This window comes from Streptomyces filamentosus (genome assembly GCF_014654895.1).
Classification (GTDB): Bacteria; Actinomycetota; Actinomycetes; order Streptomycetales; family Streptomycetaceae; genus Streptomyces; species Streptomyces filamentosus.
Genome location: NZ_BNBE01000001.1, coordinates 622,149 through 639,139, shown reverse-complemented (window position 1 = coordinate 639,139; position 16,991 = coordinate 622,149). Strand labels below are relative to the sequence as shown.

Sequence of the window (16,991 nt, the reverse complement as noted above, 5' to 3'; positions counted from 1 at the left end):
GGAGATATGCCGTATCTGAGACTTCGGACCCCAAAACAGCCCGCCTTCCGTCCGGAACTTCAACGAACCTCTCAGGTATAGCTTCCAAGACCGAGGCGCCCCACGGACTCCCATCGGACCGCCCTGGAAGGAAACCCCGGACATGCCCCCAGCCCCTGCCCCCACCGCCCCGGACCCGAACGAGGGCCGGACCCCGTCCCCCCGCCCCGCCGCCCCCACGGGCCCCCTCGCCGCGGCGGGGCCCCGGCCCGTCGGCGCGGCCGCCGTCATGGCGGCGCTCCCCGCCCGCCCGCGACTGCTCGCCCTCGGCGAGCCCACCCACGGGGAGGACGTCCTCCTCGACGTGCGCAACGACCTCTTCCGGCAGCTGGTGGAGGAGGAGGGCTACCGGACCATCGCACTGGAGAGCGACTGCCTCGCGGCCCTGACCGTGGACGCCTACGTCACTTCGGGCGCGGGCGCCGCCGGCGCCGACTCCACCCCCGGCGGCCCCGGTGACCCCGCCGACCTGGACGACGTCATGGCGCACGGATTCAGCCACGGCTTCGGCGCCTCACCGGCCAACCGCGAGCTCGTCCGCTGGATGCGCGCCCACAACGAGGGCCGCGCCCCGGCCGACCGGGTCCGGTTCGCCGGCTTCGACGGCCCGCTGGAGATGAGTGCGGCCCAGAGTCCCCGCCGCGCCCTCACCGCCCTCCACGCCCACCTGGCCCTCCGCGTCGACTCCTCTCTCCTCCCTTGTGCCGTCCGGGAGCTGGAGGACCTGCTGGGCGAAGACGACCGCTGGACCGACCCCGCGGTCATGGGGGACCCCTCCCGTTCCGCGGGCCGGACCCCCACCGCCGAACGGCTGCGGATCCTCACCGACGACCTGACCGCCCTCCTCGACGCGCACGCCCCGCCCCCGGAGGACGAACAGGAGCAGGAGGAGCGCCACCGGGCCCGCCTCCACGCCAGGACCGCCACGGGTCTCCTCCGCTACCACGCCGCCATGGTGGACCCCACCCCCGCCCGCCTCGCCCGGCTGCTGACCCTGCGCGCCTCCATGATGGCCGCCAACCTGCTGGCCCTCGCCGAACGCGCCCCCACCCTGGTCCACGCCCACAACAGCCACCTCCAGCGCGACCGGAGCAGCATGACCATGGCGGGACGGCACCTGGAGTGGTGGAGCGCCGGCGCCCTCGCGCACTCCCGCCTGGGCGAGGAGTACGGCTTCGTGGCCACCGCCCTGGGCACCCTCCGTCACCACGGCGTGCACGAGCCGCCCCCGGACACCGTGGAAGGGCTCCTCCACGCCCTCCCCGCCGACCGCTTCCTCCTCGACCCCCGCCACCTCTCCACCGCCCCGGCCTCCGTCCCGCCCACCCCCCGCCCGTCCCCCTGGCACGGCTACGCCCCCCTGGACCCCGCCCACCTCCCCCGCATGGACGCCCTCCTCTACATCAAGCACATCCCCGAAGGCCCGAAATGGTGGCCCACCGCCTGACCGCCCCCTGATCACCGCCTGTCCGCCACCTGGCCACGGTCTTCCGCCCGCTCCCCGGCCGCGGCCCTCCGCCCTCCCCCCGACCACCCCTTCCGTCCACCCCCTGACCAGGGCCTTCCGCCCGCCCCCCGGCCGCCCGGCTCGCGTGCAGCCCCGGGGACCCCGCCGCCGAGGCGTCCCCGGGGCGGAGGCCAGACTCTCCCTCGTGACCACGAGCATTCCCGCCCCCGACACGGCCCCCGATGCAGTTCCCGGCACGGCCCCCGACGCACCCTTCGGCACCGTCCCCGACGCCGTCCCCGCCCCGCCCCCCGGCACGGTCCCCGCCCCCGCCCCCGGTACCGGTCACGCCCCCTCCCACCACGGCGAGCTCCTCCAGGGGGTCTTCCTCGACGCCGCCGGGCGGCCCTGCGCGGGACTGGTCACGCTCCCCGTGGCGGAGCCCGGTACGCGGGCCGGCTTCACGCCCCGTGCGGGGGTCCCGCCCGAGACCGTGGAGGTCGTCCCGGCGGACCGGGTGAAGGCGGCCCGTGCGGCGCGGCTCGCCGTCGCCGTCTGCGCGGCGCGCACCGGACGGCCGGCGTACGGCGGCGTGCTGCGGCTGTCCGGCGGGGTGCCGCTCGGGCTGGGCATGGGCAGCTCCACCAGTGACGTCCTGGCGGCGGTGCGGGCCGTGGCCGACGCGTACGGGCTCCGCCTCGACGCGGGGACCGCGGCGCGTCTCGCCGTGCGGGCCGAGCGGGCCAGCGACCCCCTCATGCTCGACGCGCGTCCCGTGCTCTTCGCGCAGCGGGAGGGCCGCGTCCTCGAAGTCCTGGGGACCGCCCTGCCGCGGCTGCTCGTCGTCGGCTGCCTCCTCGGCGGCGGGGCCCCCGTGGACACCCTCGCCCTGCCCCTGCCCGAGGCGACCGGGGCCGACCTCCGCTTCTACGCCGGGCTCCGCGACCGGCTCCGCCGCGCCGTCGCCGGCCAGGACGCCGCGCTCCTCGGCCGGGTCGCCACCGCCAGCGCACGCCGCGCCCAACGGGTGCTCCGGCAACCGGAGTTCGCCGCGCTCGACGCCCTCGCACGGCGCACCGGGGCGGTCGGGGTGCAGGTCTCGCACAGCGGGGCCGTCGCCGGCGTCCTCCACGACCCGGCGGTTCCCGGCGCGGCGGCCCGCGCCGAGGCCACCCGCCGTGCGCTCGCCGCCCAAGGCATCCCGCACACGCGCACGTTCACCACCGGGGGCACCAACTCCCGCCCCGCACGCGACTTTCGAACGATGAGACATGCCTGGACGGCAACCGATTGCTCCCTACACTGAACCGCATGCCTTCCGCCGCCGCGCTGCCCGAGCCCGCCCACCGTTCCTCCCGTCGGTCCCCCGACCGGCCCGCCCCCCGGCCCTCCGCTCCCACCCCGCCCGTCGCCTCCCGGCTGGGGAACGTGGCCTCGTCGCCGGTGCGGGAGATCCTGGCGCTCACGGCGCGCCCCGAGGTCATCTCGTTCGCCGGCGGCCTGCCCGCCCCCGAACTCTTCGACGTCGAGGGCATCGCGGCCGCCTACCGCGCCGTCCTCAGGGACGTCCCGGAGTCGGCGCTCCAGTACTCCACCACCGAGGGCGACCCGGCCCTCCGGGAGGCCGTCGCCGCCCGCCTCACCGCCCGGGGGACGGCCACCGGCGCCGACGACCTGCTCGTCACCACCGGCTCCCAGCAGGCCCTCACCCTGCTCGCCACCGCGCTCCTCGAACCCGGCGACGTCGTCCTCGTCGAGGACCCCTGTTACCTCGCCGCCCTCCAGACCTTCGGCTTCGCGGGCGCCCGCGTCGTCCCGGTCCCCACCGACGACGACGGCATCCTCCCGGAAGCCCTCGACGAGATCGCCGCCCGCGAGCGGCCCACCCTCCTCTACGTCGTCCCCACCTTCCAGAACCCCACCGGCCGCACCCTCCCCGCCGCGCGCCGCGCCGCCGTCGCCGAGGCCGCCGCCCGCCACGGCTTCTGGATCGCCGAGGACGACCCGTACGGCGAACTCCGCTTCGAGGGCGAGGACGTCCTCCCGATCGCCGCCCTGCCGGCCGCCGCCGACCGCACCGCCCTCCTCGGCTCCTTCTCCAAGGTGATGGCCCCCGGCCTGCGCCTCGGCCACCTGCGCGCCCCCGCCGCCCTGCGCCGCGCCTGCGTCGTCGCCAAGCAGGCCGCCGACCTCCACACCTCGACCGTCGACCAGGCCGCCGCCGCCCGCTACCTCCGCGACAGCGACCTCGACGCCCACGTCGCCGGCGTCCGCGCCGCCTACCGGGCCCGCCGCGACGCCATGCTCGACGGCCTGCCCGCCGCCCTCCCCGAGGGCAGCCGCTGGAACCGCCCCGAGGGCGGCATGTTCGTCTGGGCCACCCTCCCCGCGGGCTTCGACGCCGGCGCGCTCCTCGCCACCGCGGTCGGGCACGACGTCGCCTACGTCCCCGGCGCCCCCTTCTTCTCCGGCACCCCCGACCCGGCCGCCCTCCGCCTCTCCTTCACCACCCACGCCCCCGACGAGATCGCCGAGGGCCTGCGCCGCCTGGCCAAGACCTTCGCGTGACGCCCCGACACGCGGCCTCGTGCCGTCCGTGACCTGTCCGTGGCCCGGCCGTCACCCGTTCGCCCGTGTCGTTGTTGGGCCGAACGGGTGAGGAGCGGGAGGATGGACCCATGAGTAGGTACGAGAGGTACGACGTCACCGACGAGCAGTGGGAGGGACTGGCCCAGGTCCTCCCGCTGCGCGGCCGTGACGAATGGCCGTCCAGGGTCGATCACCGCACGATCCCCGAGCAGTACGAATCCGCCGAGCAGCGCCGCATGGTCGTGCTGCGGGTCCAGGTCTTCGCCGACGCCCGCGAGGTCGCCGAGTACCTCATCGCCCAGATCCCGGTCCTGCTCGACCTCACCAGCGCCGACCCCGAAGTCGCCAAGCGCGTACTCGACTTCAGCAGCGGCGTCGTCTTCGGCCTCGGCAGCGGCATGCACCGCGTCGACCGCAACGTCTTCCTGCTCGCCCCGCCCGGGACCGAGGTCGAGAGCACCGGCGAGGCCCCGTCCGCCGACGAGGACGACGAGCCGGTCGGCGCCCCTCGCGCGGGCGTCCCCCGATCGTAGGAAGGTCATCTAGCCGTAACGGTTCGCCTGCACCACCCCTGCGTACGGTCCGATCATGGACCTCACCGGCGGCCCCGCCCTCGCCCGCACCCCCCGCCCCGACACCGTCCCCCACCCCCGCCCGACCCCACCGCCGTCCCAGGCCCCGGCCCCGGACACGCGCAGGGGCACGAGGCCGGGGCAGGGGCCGGGACCGGCCCCGGGCACTCGTACCGAACCCGACGCCACCCCTCGTACCGAGTCCGAGACCGAGTCCGAGACCGATCCTGACACCACCGTCCGGACGGCCGTCCGCGCCGAGACCGAGCCCGGCAGCACCGACGGCGGCGTCAAGGCCGGCGTCGACCCGATCGGCACCGGTGCCAGTCCCGGTGCCGGTGTCCGGGCCCGCCCCAGGACGCGGACCGGAGGCGAGGCGGGGGCGCGGCCCGGGGCCGGGAGCGGGGCGGAGGCCGAACCGCCGGCCGTGCCGCGGCCCGTCGTGACCGAGCTGAGGCTCTCCGCGTACGGGGGACGCCGGGGCGCCACGTACCCCCTCGGGCCCGTCACCCTCTTCACCGGCCCGAGCGGCAGCGGCAAGTCCACGGTCCTCGGCGCGTACGAGGCGCTGGCCAGGCTCGGCGCGGGGGACCCGCTCGCCGAGGTCTTCCCCGACCCGGCCGCCCACGTCCCCGAGAGCGCCCGGCCCGACTCCCAGGGGCGCCGGGGCTTCCGCATCGGCTGCACCGTCGACGGCCCCGCGGGACCGGTCCGGCTCGACCTCGCCGTCCAGGCCGAGCCGGAGCTCCGCATCGTCGGCGAACGCCTCACTCGCCACGGCCGCACCCTCCTCACCACCGCCCTCAGGGACCCCGGCCGCAGCACCGTCCAGGCCGCGTGGCTCACCGCGGGCACCACCCCCGTCACCCGCGCCCCGCTCCCCGACGACCTCCTCGGCACCGCCCTCCTCCCGCTGCGCGTCGCGGGCGCCACCGAGGGCCAGCGCGAAGTCCTCGCCGCCGCCGAACAGACCGTGGTCGGCCTCCGCTCCCTCTTCCCCTGCGGGCCCGTCCCCGACCGGATGCGCGCCCCCGTCCTCCCCGGCGAGGGCCGGCTGCTGCGCGACTGCGGCAACCTCGCCGAGGTCCTGCACCGCACCCACAACGCCTGCCCGCGCCGCCACCAGCGGTTCGCCGCCGTCGCCGGGGCGGGCTGCGCGGGCCCGGTCACCGGCGTCGGCGTGCAGCGGCTCCCCGACGGCACCGTCCGCGCCCTCCTCGCCCGGGGCACCCGCCCGGCCACCCCGCTCGGCCGCCTCGGCGACGGCGAACTGCGCTACCTGGCCCTCGCGCTGACCCTCCTCACCGGCCCCGGCGTCCTCGCCATGGACCGCATCGCCGAGGTGCCGGACGCCATGCAGTGCCTCACCCTGCTCACCGACGACCTCGACCGCGGCCTCGACGCCCGCCAGACCGCCGCGCTCCTCGCCCTCACCACCGCCATCGCCGCCGACGGCCACATCCGCCTCGTCGGCTCGGCCGGCGCGGAGGCAGCGGCACAGGCCCGGCGGACGGAGGGGGTGACGGTGGTAGACCTGACCCCATGAACCATGATGCGAAGGCCGGCGCGCACGACGTGGCCGGACTCCAGCGCCGCCTCGCCGACTTCGCGGCGGCGCGCGACTGGCAGCCGTACCACACGCCCAAGAACCTGGCGGCGGCGCTCAGCGTCGAGGCGGCCGAACTCCTGGAGATCTTCCAGTGGTCGACCCCGGAAGAGGCGGAGCGGGTGATGGAGGACCCGGAGTCGGCGCACCGCGTCACCGACGAGGTCGCCGACGTCCTGGCCTATCTCCTCCAGTTCTGCCAGGTGTTGGGGGTCGACCCCTTGGCCGCGCTCGCGGCCAAGATCGACCGCAACGAACTCCGCTTCCCGGCCCGCAGGAGGGACACAACGGACGAGTCGGCCACCGGAAACAACGATCGTCACTCTTCGGAGTGATCGCTTTACCCCCATCGAGCCGGCTGTCCACAGATTTCCGAATTCCTCTGGTGGCGGGGCTCAGGCGGCCTCACTCTGGGTAGTGGATTGAGGGAGCGGCACATCGCGCGAACGGGGGCGGAGTTGATGGAAGCGGAGCGGCTCGTCCAAGCCGGCCTGAGGGGACTGGCGGAGAGCGGGACGGCACACGACATCGTGGCGGAGGCCTGGCAGGCCAGAGCCCTCGCCCAGGCGATAGGAAGTCACCTCGCGCTCTGCGGGCCGCTGGAACTGCGCGGCGAGGCACGGGGACTCAGCGAGGCCGGGGAGTACCCGGCGTGGGGAGCGGCGGGCCCGCGCGCCGCCCGCCTCACCGGGGTCGGCGACCCGCGCTCGGCGCTCACCGCCCTCGGCGAACTCCTCACCGAGGTCGGCGTCGCCCTGGTCGGAGTGGCCTCGGTCACCGACGACGAGGGCCTCTACTGGCAGTGCATGGAAGCCATCGACGCCGCCGACGAGGCGGGCGACCGCGTCCGCGGCATGCTCCGCCGCCTGGACGTCCGCGAACAGGTCCGGCCCCGTCCTCCCGACCCGCCCCGCCCCCGCACCACCATCCCCCGACAGGAACGGAACCCCGCGCAGGACCAGGCACAAGCGCAGGACCAGTCACGGCAACGGAACCAGGCACCGGAACACGACCGGGAACGGGACCGGGCCCGGGACCGATGACGGCCCCGGGCCCGGAGAACGGGACGGAACGAAAGGGAGGGGAAGACAGGGGCGGGGCGAGACGGGGCACAGAGGAGGGGAAGAGAGGGGGAGGGGGAAGGGAGGGGAGGGAGGAAGGGAAGGACCGGTCAGCGCAGCCCGGCGCCGCCGCCCCCACCGCCGTCACCCGCACCGTCCCTGCCGCCCCCACCCGCACCGCCCCTGCCGCTTCCGTACCCCTCCGGCTCGTGGCGGTCCACGGAGGACTGGAGGTCGGCGTCCAGCTGGGAGAGGTCGGCGGAGAGCGCCGCCATCAGCTCCTCCATCTGCTGGAGCAGCCCCTTCGGGGCTCCGGGGGCCTGCTGGGGCACGGACTGCGGCACCTGCGGCTCGGGCAGCGCCTGCTCCGGCGCGGCTTCCTGGGACATCGCGGCCTCCTCGACCCGGACCCCGGCCGGTGCGGACGGGATCACGAGAGAAGAACGGCGCACCGGCTGCGGCCGCCGGCACGCGGGCCGGGCGGTCCGGCTCCGCCCGAGCAAACGACGGGGCCCGGTCACGGTCACTGGCCAGCGGTGACGCGTCCCGCCAGGGGTACGGATATTCACCCGACCGTGCCGGACGGAACCGCGCGCTGACGTGTGGCTTGACGCGCGGGGCGGGGCGCGGGCCGTCGGGCGGGGGAAGGGGCAGGATGGGGGGATGGACCTTCGTATCTTCACGGAGCCCCAGCAGGGCGCCGACTACGACACGCTTCTCGCGGTGGCCCGTGCCACCGAGGACCTCGGCTTTGACGCCTTCTTCCGGTCCGATCACTATCTGCGGATGGGGGGCGGGGACGGGCTGCCGGGGCCGACCGACGCCTGGATCACCCTCGCGGGGCTGGCCCGGGAGACCAAGCGGATCCGGCTCGGCACGCTGATGACGGCCGGGACCTTCCGGCTGCCGGGTGTCCTTGCGATCCAGGTCGCGCAGGTGGACCGGATGTCCGGGGGACGGGTCGAGTTCGGTCTCGGGGCGGGGTGGTTCGAGGAGGAGCACACCGCCTACGGCATCCCGTTCCCGAAGGAGAGGTTCGGGCGGCTGGAGGAGCAGCTGGCGATCGTCACGGGCCTGTGGGAGACCCCGGTGGGCAAGACCTTCTCCTACGAGGGGAAGCACTACCGCCTCGCAGACTCGCCCGCCCTGCCCAAGCCGGCGCAGGAGCGGATCCCGGTGCTCGTCGGCGGTCACGGCGCCAGCCGTACGCCCCGGCTGGCGGCGCGGTACGCGGACGAGTTCAACATCCCCTTCGCGTCCCTGGAGGACACCGAGCGGCAGTTCGGGCGGGTCCGCGCGGCGGCCGAGGAGGCCGGGCGGCGCGCCGACGACCTGGTGTACTCCAACGCGCTGGTCGTCTGCGTCGGCAGGGACGACGCCGAGGTGGCGCGCCGGGCCGCCGCCATCGGCCGGGAGGTCGAGGAGCTGAAGGCCAACGGTCTCGCGGGCTCGCCCGCCGAGGTCGTCGACAAGCTCGGCCGCTACGCGGCGGTCGGCTCCTCCCGGGTCTACCTCCAGGTCCTGGACCTGGACGACCTCGACCACCTGGAGCTGATCTCGGCCCAGGTCGCCCCGCAGCTGGGGTGAGTCCGACGACACCGGCCCGGCCGCCCGCCCCGGCCTTCGCGCAGGCGCTCGCCGAGGGGGTGCTCGTCCTCGACGGCGGGCTCTCCCGGCAGCTGGAGGCCCAGGGCTGCGACCTGTCGGGGGCGCTCTGGTCCGCCCGGCTGCTCGCCGACGCGCCCGAGCAGCTCGGGGCGGCCCACGCCGCCTACCTCCGGGCCGGTGCCGGGGTCCTGACCACCGCCGGCTACCAGGCCACCTTCGAGGGCTTCGCCCGGCGCGGCCTGGACCGCCGGGCCGCGGCGGGGCTCCTCGCCCGCAGCGTCACCCTCGCCCGGGAGGCCGCGGCGGCGGAGCCCGGCACCTGGGTGGCGGCCTCGGTGGGACCGTACGGGGCGATGCTGGCGGACGGCAGCGAGTACCGGGGCCGGTACGGGCTCTCGGTGCGGGAGCTGGTGGCCTTCCACCGGCCCCGGATGGAGGCGTTCGCGGCGGCGGGCCCGGACGTGCTGGCGCTGGAGACGGTGCCGGACGCGGAGGAGGCGGAGGCGCTGTTGCGGGCCGCCGAGGGGTGCGGGGTGCCGGTCTGGCTGTCGTACACGGTCGCGGGCGGCCGGACCCGCGCCGGTCAGGCTCTCGCGGAGGCGTTCGCGGTCGCGGCGGGGAACGACCAGGTCGTGGCCGTGGGCGTGAACTGCTGCGACCCCGCCGAGGCCGCCGACGCCGTCGCGGAGGCCGTGGCCGTCACCGGCAGGCCCGCCGTCGTCTACCCCGACAGCGGCGAACGCTGGGACGCCGCCGCCCGGGACTGGCGCGGCGCGCCCGCGTACGGCCCGGCCACCGCCCCGCGGCTCGCCGCCGCCTGGGCGAAGGCCGGCGCCCGCCTGATCGGCGGCTGCTGCCGGACCGGCCCCGAGACGATCGCGGCCCTCGCGGAGTGGGCGAACCCGGGACCGGGGCCGGAGTCGGACCCGGGACCGGAGCCGATCCCGAACCCGGTCCCGGGGTCGAGCCCGGGGCCGAGCCCGGCCCCGTCCCCGGACTGACCGCGCCCTCCTCGATTCCCCTTCCCCTTTCCCCCTCCCCCTTTCCCCCCTCCCCCCCGGGGCATGGACGCGCGAGAAAATGCCTGGTGGGGGCGGAGGAGCGGCGCTCATACTCACACGTGTGTTCCTGACGATCAGTACCACCGGCATCCCGGAGCGCCCCGCGACCGATCTCGGTTTTCTGCTGCACAAGCATCCCGAGAGGGCGCAGGCGTTCTCCACCTCGCACGGCGTCGCGCACGTGCTCTATCCCGAGGCCACCGCGGAGCGGTGCACCGCCGCCCTGCTCCTGGAGGTGGACCCCGTGGCGCTGGTGCGCCGGGGCAAGGGGAAGGGCCGGGGCGGCGCCCCGGACGCGGCGCTCGCGCAGTACGTGAACGACCGGCCCTATGCCGCGTCCTCGCTGCTCGCGGTCGCGATGGCGCAGGTCTTCAAGTCTGCGCTGCACGGCGAGTGCCGGGCGATGCCCGAGCGGGCGGCCGCGCCGCTGCCGCTGCGGATCGAGGTGCCGGTGCTGCCCGCGCGGGGCGGTGCGGAGTTGGTCCGGGAGCTGTTCGGGCCGCTCGGCTGGACGACGGTCGTGGCCGAACCGGTCGCGCTGGACGCGGAGTTCCCCGAGTGGGGCGATTCGCGGTACGTGCGGCTGGTCCTGGAGAGCGACGGGCTGCGGCTCGCGGAGGCGCTGAACCAGCTGTACGTGCTGCTGCCCGTGCTCGACGACGCCAAGCACTACTGGGTCGCGTCCGACGAGGTCGACAAGCTGCTGCGGGCCGGCGAGGGCTGGCTGGCGGCGCACCCCCGGCGCGGGCTGATCACCGACCGTTACCTGACGCGCCGGCGGAGTCTGGCCCGGCAGGCGGAGGAGCGGCTCGAACTGGTGCGGCTCGCCGAGGCGGAGGGGCTGGAGGTCGAGGACGTCGACAACGCCGTGGACGAGACGTGCGACACGGCGGAGCGGCCGGTGCCGCTCGCGGAGCAGCGGCGCGAGGCGATCCTGACCGCGCTGCGGGCCGCCGGCGCCGCCCGGGTACTCGATCTGGGCTGTGGGCAGGGCCAGTTGGTGCAGGCGCTGCTGAAGGAATCGCGGTTCACCGAGATCGTCGGCGTGGACGTGTCGGTGCGGGCGCTGACGGTCGCCGCGCGCCGGATGCGGCTCGACCGGATGGGCGAGCGGCAGGCCGCTCGCGTGAAGCTGGTGCAGGGCTCGCTCACGTACACGGACAAGCGGCTCGGCGGGTACGACGCGGCGGTGCTGAGCGAGGTGATCGAGCACCTGGACCTGCCGAGGCTGCCGGCCCTGGAGTACGCGGTGTTCGGTTCGGCGCGCCCCCGCACGGTGGTCGTGACCACGCCGAACGTCGAGTACAACGTGCGCTGGGAGACGCTGCCCGCCGGGCACGTCCGCCACGGCGACCACCGCTTCGAGTGGACCCGGGCGGAGTTCCGGTCCTGGGCGGAGGACGTGGCCGAACGGCACGGTTACGGCGTGGAGTTCGCGCCGGTCGGGCCGGACGACCCCGAGGTGGGTCCGCCGACGCAGCTGGCGGTGTTCACCCGTACCGGGGCGGACGCCGAAGAGGACGGGACGAGGAAGAAGGAGGGACGGGCATGAGCACCGGATCGACCGACGGGACCACCGGCGGGACCGGCGCGGAGGAAGCGGCGGAGACCATCACGGAGAGCGCCACCGGGAAGCACCGGCGGCTGCCCGTCACCGACCTCTCCCTCGTCGTGCTCGTCGGCGCGACCGGTTCCGGCAAGTCCTCTTTCGCGCGGCGGCACTTCAAGCCGACGGAGGTGGTTTCCTCGGACTTCTGCCGGGGACTCGTCGCGGACGACGAGAACGACCAGTCGGCGTCCCGGGACGCCTTCGACGTGCTCCACTACATCGTCGGCAAGCGGCTCGCGGCGGGCCGGCTGACCGTGGTCGACGCCACCAACGTGCAGCGCGAGGCGCGCCGTCAGCTGGTGCAGCTGGCGCGGGAGCACGACGTGCTGCCGATCGCGATCGTGCTCGACCTGCCGGAGTCGGTCTGCCGGGAGCGCAACGCGCTGCGGGCCGACCGGGCGGGCATGCCCGACCACGTGATCCCCCGGCACCGGCGCGAGCTGCACCGGGGCCTGAAGGGCCTGGAGCGGGAGGGCTTCCGCAAGGTCCACGTGCTGCGCTCGGCGGAGGAGGCCGACACGGCGGAGGTGGTGCTGGAGCGCCGGTTCAACGACCTGCGGCACCTGACCGGGCCGTTCGACGTCATCGGTGACGTCCACGGCTGCCGGAGCGAGCTGGAGACGCTGCTCGGCCGGCTGGGTTACGTGGACGGCGCGCACCCGGAGGGCCGTACGGCGGTCTTCGTCGGCGACCTCGTCGACCGGGGCCCGGACTCGCCGGGCGTGCTGCGCCGGGTGATGGGCATGGTGGCGGCCGGGAACGCGCTCTGCGTGCCGGGCAACCACGAGAACAAGCTGGGGCGCTGGCTGAAGGGGCGGAAGGTCCAGCAGACCCACGGACTCGCCGAGACCATCGAGCAGTTGGAGCGCGAGCCGGAGGAGTTCCGCGCGCAGGTGCGGGAGTTCATCGACGGACTCGTCTCCCACTACGTCCTGGACGAGGGGCGGCTGGTGGTGTGCCACGCCGGTCTGCCGGAGAAGTACCACGGCCGCACCTCGGGCCGGGTCCGTTCGCACGCGCTGTACGGCGACACCACCGGCGAGACCGACGAGTTCGGTCTTCCGGTGCGCTATCCGTGGGCGGAGGACTACCGGGGCCGGGCGACCGTCGTGTACGGGCACACGCCGGTGCCGACGACGTCCTGGATCAACAACACGATCTGCCTGGACACCGGCGCGGTGTTCGGCGGGCGGATGACCGCGCTGCGCTGGCCGGAGCGCGAACTCGTCGACGTTCCGGCCGAGAAGGTCTGGTACGAGCCTGCCCGGCCGCTGGCGTCGGAGGCGCCCGGCGGGCACGAGGGCCGGCCGCTCGACCTGGCCGACGTGCACGGCCGGCGGACGGTCGAGACCCGGCACCTGGGCCGCGTGGCGGTGCGGGAGGAGAACGCGGCGGCGGCGCTGGAGGTCATGAGCCGCTTCGCGGTCGACCCGAGGCTGCTCGCCTATCTGCCGCCGACGATGGCGCCGACGCCGACCGCGAGGGCGGACGGCTTCCTGGAGCACCCGGCGGAGGCGTTCGCGCAGTACCGGGCGGACGGCGTCGAGCGGGTCGTGTGCGAGGAGAAGCACATGGGCTCGCGGGCGGTCGCGCTGGTCTGCCGGGACGCGGACGCGGCCCGCGAGCGGTTCGGCGTGGACGGGCCGACGGGCGCCCTGCACACCCGCACCGGCCGGCCGTTCTTCGACGACGACGCCGCCACCGAGGAGGTCCTCGGCCGGCTGCGGACGGCGATCGGCGCGGCCGGGCTGTGGGAGGAGCTCGACACGGACTGGCTGCTGCTCGACGGCGAACTGATGCCGTGGTCGCTGAAGTCGGGCGGGCTGCTGCGCCACCAGTACGCGGCGGTCGGCGCCGCCTCCGGCGCGGTCCTGCCGGAGGTCGTCCGGGCGCTGGAGGCGACGGCCGCGCGCGGCGTCGAGGGCGTCGGCGGGCTGCTCGCCGCGCAGCGGGAACGGGCGGCGGACGCGGGCGCGTTCACCGAGGCGTACCGGCGCTACTGCTGGCCCACGGACGGTCTGGACGGGGTGCGGTTCGCGCCGTTCCAGCTGCTCGCGGGCCGGGGCAGGTCGCTCGCGGACGTGCCGCACGACACCCAACTGGGTTGGCTCGACCGGCTCGTGGAGCACGATCCGACGGGCCTGCTCCAGGTGACGCGGCGGATCGTCGTCGACACCGGCGACGAGGCGTCCGTCCGCGCGGGCACCGACTGGTGGCTGGAGCTGACCGGCGCCGGCGGCGAGGGCATGGTCGTGAAGCCGCTGGCCGCGCTGGTGCGGGACGGCTCGGGCCGCCCGGTGCAGCCGGGCGTGAAGGTGCGCGGCCGGGAGTACCTGCGGATCGTGTACGGCCCCGAGTACACCCGGCCGGAGAACCTGGAGCGGCTGCGGCAGCGCCACCTCGGGCACAAGCGGTCGCTCGCCCTGCGCGAGTACGCGCTCGGCCTGGAGGCGCTGGAACGGCTCGCGGCCGGGGAGCCGCTGTGGCGCGTCCACGAGGCGGTCTTCGCGGTGCTCGCCCTGGAATCGGAGCCGGTGGACCCGAGGCTGTAGCCCGGCGGATCCCGGGCCGCAGCCCGGGGCGCCGGAGCCGGCCTCGGCGCCGGGGTCGCGGTCCGCCGGCTCCCCGTACGAAGGGGTCGCGATCCATCGGCTCCCCGTACGAAGGGGCCCCGGCGCCGAATTCGGCCGTGCGCGTCCCACGCGCACGGCCGTCCGCTCCGTCAGGATGGGCGCATGGGATTCCATGTCGACTCAGAGACCGGCCGGCTCCGCCGCGTGATCCTGCACCGCCCCGATCTGGAGCTGAAGCGGCTGACCCCGTCCAACAAGGACGCCCTCCTCTTCGACGACGTGCTGTGGGTGCGGCGGGCCCGCCAGGAGCACGACGGCTTCGCCGACGTGCTGCGGGACCGGGGCGTCGAGGTGCACCTCTTCGGGGACCTGCTGCGAGAGGCGCTGGACGTGCCGGCGGCGCGGGCGCTGGTCCTCGACCGGGTCTTCGACGAGAAGGAGTACGGGCCGCTCGCCGCCGACCACCTGCGGGCCGCCTTCGACTCGCTCGGCCCGGGGGAGCTGGTGGAGGCGCTGGTGGGAGGGATGACGAAGCGGGAGTTCCTGGCGGCGCACCGGGAGCCGACGTCGGTCCGCTTCCACGCGCTGGAGCTGGACGACTTCGTGCTCGGTCCGCTGCCGAACCACCTCTTCACCCGGGACACCTCGGCGTGGATCTACGACGGGGTGTCGATCAACGCGATGAAGTGGCCGGCCCGGCAGCGGGAGACGGTGCACTTCGAGGCGATCTACAAGCACCATCCGCTCTTCACGGGCCCGGAGGCGGGCGCGTTCCACCACTGGTCCGAGGGGCAGGCGGACTATCCGTCGACGATCGAGGGCGGCGACGTGCTCGTCATCGGGAACGGCGCGGTGCTGATCGGGATGAGCGAGCGGACCACCCCGCAGGCGGTGGAGATGCTGGCGCGGGGGCTGTTCGCGGCGGGGTCGGCGCGGACGATCGTGGCGCTGGACATGCCGAAGCGGCGGGCGTTCATGCACCTGGACACGGTGATGACGATGGTGGACGGGGACACGTTCACGCAGTACGCGGGCCTCGGGATGCTGCGCTCGTACACGATCGAGCCGGGCGACGAGGGGCAGGCGCTGCGGGTGACGGACCATCCGCCGGAGCAGATGCACAGCGCGATCGCCGCCGCGCTGGGCCTCCAGGACGTGCGGGTGCTGACGGCGACGCAGGACGTGCACGCGGCGGAGCGGGAGCAGTGGGACGACGGGTGCAACGTGCTGGCGGTGGAGCCGGGGGTGGTGGTGGCGTACGAGCGGAACGTGACGACCAACACGCACCTGCGGAAGCGGGGCATCGAGGTGATCGAGATCCCGGGGAGCGAGCTGGGGCGGGGGAGGGGCGGCCCGCGCTGCATGAGCTGCCCGGTGGTGCGGGACGCGGTGTGAGGTGCCGCGGCGGGGGTCGCTCGGGGTCGCAGGGGGACACTGACTGTATAAGAATGCTGAATTACGTATACACTTCCAGCGTCGTGGTGCGGGACGCCGCCGGGCGCGCGCGCCCGCGCCCCGTCCCGTCACCCGCCCCGACCGTCCGCCCGCACCCCCAGGAGCGCCCCATGGCCCTCGACCTCTCCGGCCGCCACTTCCTCAAGGAGCTGGACTTCACCGCCGAGGAGTTCCGCGGTCTGGTCGCCCTCGCCGCCGAGCTGAAGGCCGCCAAGAAGGCCGGGACCGAGGTGCGGCGGCTGACCGGCCGGAACATCGCCCTGATCTTCGAGAAGACCTCCACCCGCACCCGCTGCGCCTTCGAGGTCGCCGCCGCCGACCAGGGCGCCTCCACCACCTACCTCGACCCCTCCGGCTCCCAGATGGGCCACAAGGAGTCGGTGAAGGACACCGCCCGCGTCCTCGGCCGGATGTTCGACGCCATCGAGTACCGGGGCGACGGGCAGGACACCGTGGAGGAACTGGCCGCCCACGCCGGCGTCCCCGTCCTCAACGGCCTGACGGACGACTGGCACCCCACCCAGATGCTCGCCGACGTGCTCACCATGACCGAGCACAGCGACAAGCCGCTGGAGGGGATCTCCTTCGCCTACCTCGGCGACGCCCGCTTCAACATGGGCAACTCCTACCTCGTCACCGGCGCCCTGCTCGGCATGGACGTCCGGATCGTCGCCCCCGAGGCGTACTGGCCGTCCCGCGAGGTCGTCGCCGCCGCCCGCGGGCTCGCCGAGAAGAGCGGCGCCACGATCACCCTCACCGAGTCCGTCGCCGACGGCGTCCGCGGCGCCGACTTCGTGGTCACCGACGTGTGGGTGTCGATGGGCGAGCCCAAGGAGGTGTGGGACGAGCGGATCACCGCCCTCGCCCCGTACGCCGTCACCATGGACGTGCTGCGCGCCACCGGGAACCCCGGCGTCAAGTTCATGCACTGCCTGCCCGCCTACCACGACCTGGGCACGAAGGTCGCCCGCGAGGTGCACGCCCGGCACGGGCTGACCGAGCTGGAGGTCTCCGACGAGGTCTTCGAGTCGGAGCACTCCGTCGTCTTCGACGAGGCCGAGAACAGGCTCCACACCATCAAGGCGGTCCTCGTCGCCACCCTGGCGGGCCCGGCGGAGCCGTCCGCCGGGGCGTAGCCGCCGGGGCGCGGCCGCCGGGGCGCTGCCATCGGGGCACGGTCATCGGGGGGGCACTGCCATCGGGCATAGCTTTACGCCCGATTGGGTGAATATGCGGTCAGCGGTCTACGATCGCATCGTTCAGGGGGGTCCGGGCATGTATGCCCGGACCCCCCTGACGCGTGCGCGCCCCCACCCGCACCCCCACGCGCCCCACGCCCCCACGTGCAGAACCAGAGATGAGAGACCGCCC

The 16,991-nt window shown here is 75.0% G+C and carries 14 protein-coding genes; 13 read left to right on the top strand and 1 reads right to left on the bottom strand.

What is annotated here, in order from left to right; translation table 11 throughout:
- Positions 1 to 268: 268 nt before the first annotated feature.
- The 7 genes from IE326_RS02825 (at position 269) to IE326_RS02795 (ending at position 7,296) form a co-directional block, all read left to right on the top strand.
- A complete protein-coding gene (locus IE326_RS02825; protein WP_229915410.1) occupies positions 269 to 1,486 on the top strand; it encodes an erythromycin esterase family protein in 1,218 nt (405 codons plus the stop codon).
- 205 nt (positions 1,487 to 1,691) lie between these two features.
- Positions 1,692 to 2,792, top strand: coding sequence for a GHMP family kinase ATP-binding protein (locus IE326_RS02820; RefSeq protein WP_229915181.1), 1,101 nt, complete (start codon positions 1,692 to 1,694; stop codon positions 2,790 to 2,792).
- 5 nt (positions 2,793 to 2,797) lie between these two features.
- Entirely contained in the window at positions 2,798 to 4,054 is a 1,257-nt protein-coding gene (locus IE326_RS02815) for an aminotransferase-like domain-containing protein (RefSeq protein WP_190040731.1), read from the top strand.
- Between the two features lie 110 nt (positions 4,055 to 4,164).
- Complete coding sequence (locus tag IE326_RS02810; protein ID WP_150235901.1) at positions 4,165 to 4,608, top strand: cell division protein SepF; 444 nt, start codon at positions 4,165 to 4,167, stop codon at positions 4,606 to 4,608.
- Positions 4,609 to 5,074: 466 nt separating this feature from the next.
- Positions 5,075 to 6,193, top strand: a complete 1,119-nt coding sequence (locus tag IE326_RS02805) for an AAA family ATPase (RefSeq protein WP_150236291.1) — start codon at positions 5,075 to 5,077, stop codon at positions 6,191 to 6,193.
- A complete protein-coding gene (locus tag IE326_RS02800) occupies positions 6,190 to 6,588 on the top strand; it encodes a nucleotide pyrophosphohydrolase (protein WP_150235899.1) in 399 nt (132 codons plus the stop codon). Before IE326_RS02805 ends, IE326_RS02800 begins: the two co-directional genes overlap by 4 nt.
- Positions 6,589 to 6,714: 126 nt before the next feature.
- On the top strand, positions 6,715 to 7,296 hold the full coding sequence (locus IE326_RS02795; RefSeq protein WP_229915180.1) for a DUF6099 family protein: 582 nt from the start codon (positions 6,715 to 6,717) through the stop codon (positions 7,294 to 7,296).
- Between the two features lie 128 nt (positions 7,297 to 7,424).
- Here IE326_RS02795 and IE326_RS02790 read toward each other — a convergent pair whose 3' ends face one another.
- Complete coding sequence (locus tag IE326_RS02790; protein ID WP_229915179.1) at positions 7,425 to 7,703, bottom strand: hypothetical protein; 279 nt, start codon at positions 7,701 to 7,703, stop codon at positions 7,425 to 7,427.
- 274 nt (positions 7,704 to 7,977) lie between these two features.
- Here IE326_RS02790 and IE326_RS02785 point away from each other — a divergent pair, with 274 nt between their 5' ends.
- The 6 genes from IE326_RS02785 (at position 7,978) to argF (ending at position 16,756) form a co-directional block, all read left to right on the top strand.
- On the top strand, positions 7,978 to 8,901 hold the full coding sequence (locus IE326_RS02785; protein WP_150235897.1) for an LLM class F420-dependent oxidoreductase: 924 nt from the start codon (positions 7,978 to 7,980) through the stop codon (positions 8,899 to 8,901).
- Positions 8,898 to 9,923, top strand: a complete 1,026-nt coding sequence (gene mmuM / locus IE326_RS02780) for a homocysteine S-methyltransferase (protein WP_190040730.1) — start codon at positions 8,898 to 8,900, stop codon at positions 9,921 to 9,923. The genes IE326_RS02785 and mmuM overlap by 4 nt, the downstream gene beginning before the upstream one ends.
- A gap of 121 nt (positions 9,924 to 10,044) precedes the next feature.
- The gene (locus tag IE326_RS02775) at positions 10,045 to 11,535 is read left to right on the top strand and encodes a 3' terminal RNA ribose 2'-O-methyltransferase Hen1 (RefSeq protein ID WP_190040729.1); all 1,491 of its coding nucleotides are present in this window, start codon (positions 10,045 to 10,047) and stop codon (positions 11,533 to 11,535) included.
- A complete protein-coding gene (locus IE326_RS02770) occupies positions 11,532 to 14,144 on the top strand; it encodes a polynucleotide kinase-phosphatase (RefSeq protein ID WP_150235892.1) in 2,613 nt (870 codons plus the stop codon). Before IE326_RS02775 ends, IE326_RS02770 begins: the two co-directional genes overlap by 4 nt.
- A 183-nt stretch (positions 14,145 to 14,327) precedes the next feature.
- Positions 14,328 to 15,560: an arginine deiminase gene (locus IE326_RS02765; RefSeq protein ID WP_190040728.1), complete on the top strand. Its 1,233-nt coding sequence runs from the start codon at positions 14,328 to 14,330 to the stop codon at positions 15,558 to 15,560.
- 170 nt (positions 15,561 to 15,730) lie between these two features.
- Positions 15,731 to 16,756 (top strand): ornithine carbamoyltransferase, encoded by a 1,026-nt coding sequence (gene argF / locus IE326_RS02760; protein ID WP_190040727.1) that lies wholly within the window; start codon positions 15,731 to 15,733, stop codon positions 16,754 to 16,756.
- The last annotated feature ends 235 nt before the right edge of the window (positions 16,757 to 16,991 follow it).

Excerpts from the sequence above, each read along its gene's own strand:
- argF (WP_190040727.1), top strand. The coding sequence starts at position 15,731 with ATGGCCCTCGACCTCTCCGGCCGCCACTTCCTCAAGGAGCTGGACTTC.
- IE326_RS02770 (WP_150235892.1), top strand. The coding sequence starts at position 11,532 with ATGAGCACCGGATCGACCGACGGGACCACCGGCGGGACCGGCGCGGAG.
- IE326_RS02800 (WP_150235899.1), top strand. The coding sequence starts at position 6,190 with ATGAACCATGATGCGAAGGCCGGCGCGCACGACGTGGCCGGACTCCAG.
- IE326_RS02810 (WP_150235901.1), top strand. The coding sequence starts at position 4,165 with ATGAGTAGGTACGAGAGGTACGACGTCACCGACGAGCAGTGGGAGGGA.
- IE326_RS02815 (WP_190040731.1), top strand. The coding sequence starts at position 2,798 with ATGCCTTCCGCCGCCGCGCTGCCCGAGCCCGCCCACCGTTCCTCCCGT.
- IE326_RS02785 (WP_150235897.1), top strand. The coding sequence starts at position 7,978 with ATGGACCTTCGTATCTTCACGGAGCCCCAGCAGGGCGCCGACTACGAC.
- IE326_RS02765 (WP_190040728.1), top strand. The coding sequence starts at position 14,328 with ATGGGATTCCATGTCGACTCAGAGACCGGCCGGCTCCGCCGCGTGATC.
- IE326_RS02790 (WP_229915179.1), bottom strand. The coding sequence starts at position 7,703 with ATGTCCCAGGAAGCCGCGCCGGAGCAGGCGCTGCCCGAGCCGCAGGTG.
- IE326_RS02825 (WP_229915410.1), top strand. The coding sequence starts at position 269 with ATGGCGGCGCTCCCCGCCCGCCCGCGACTGCTCGCCCTCGGCGAGCCC.
- IE326_RS02795 (WP_229915180.1), top strand. The coding sequence starts at position 6,715 with ATGGAAGCGGAGCGGCTCGTCCAAGCCGGCCTGAGGGGACTGGCGGAG.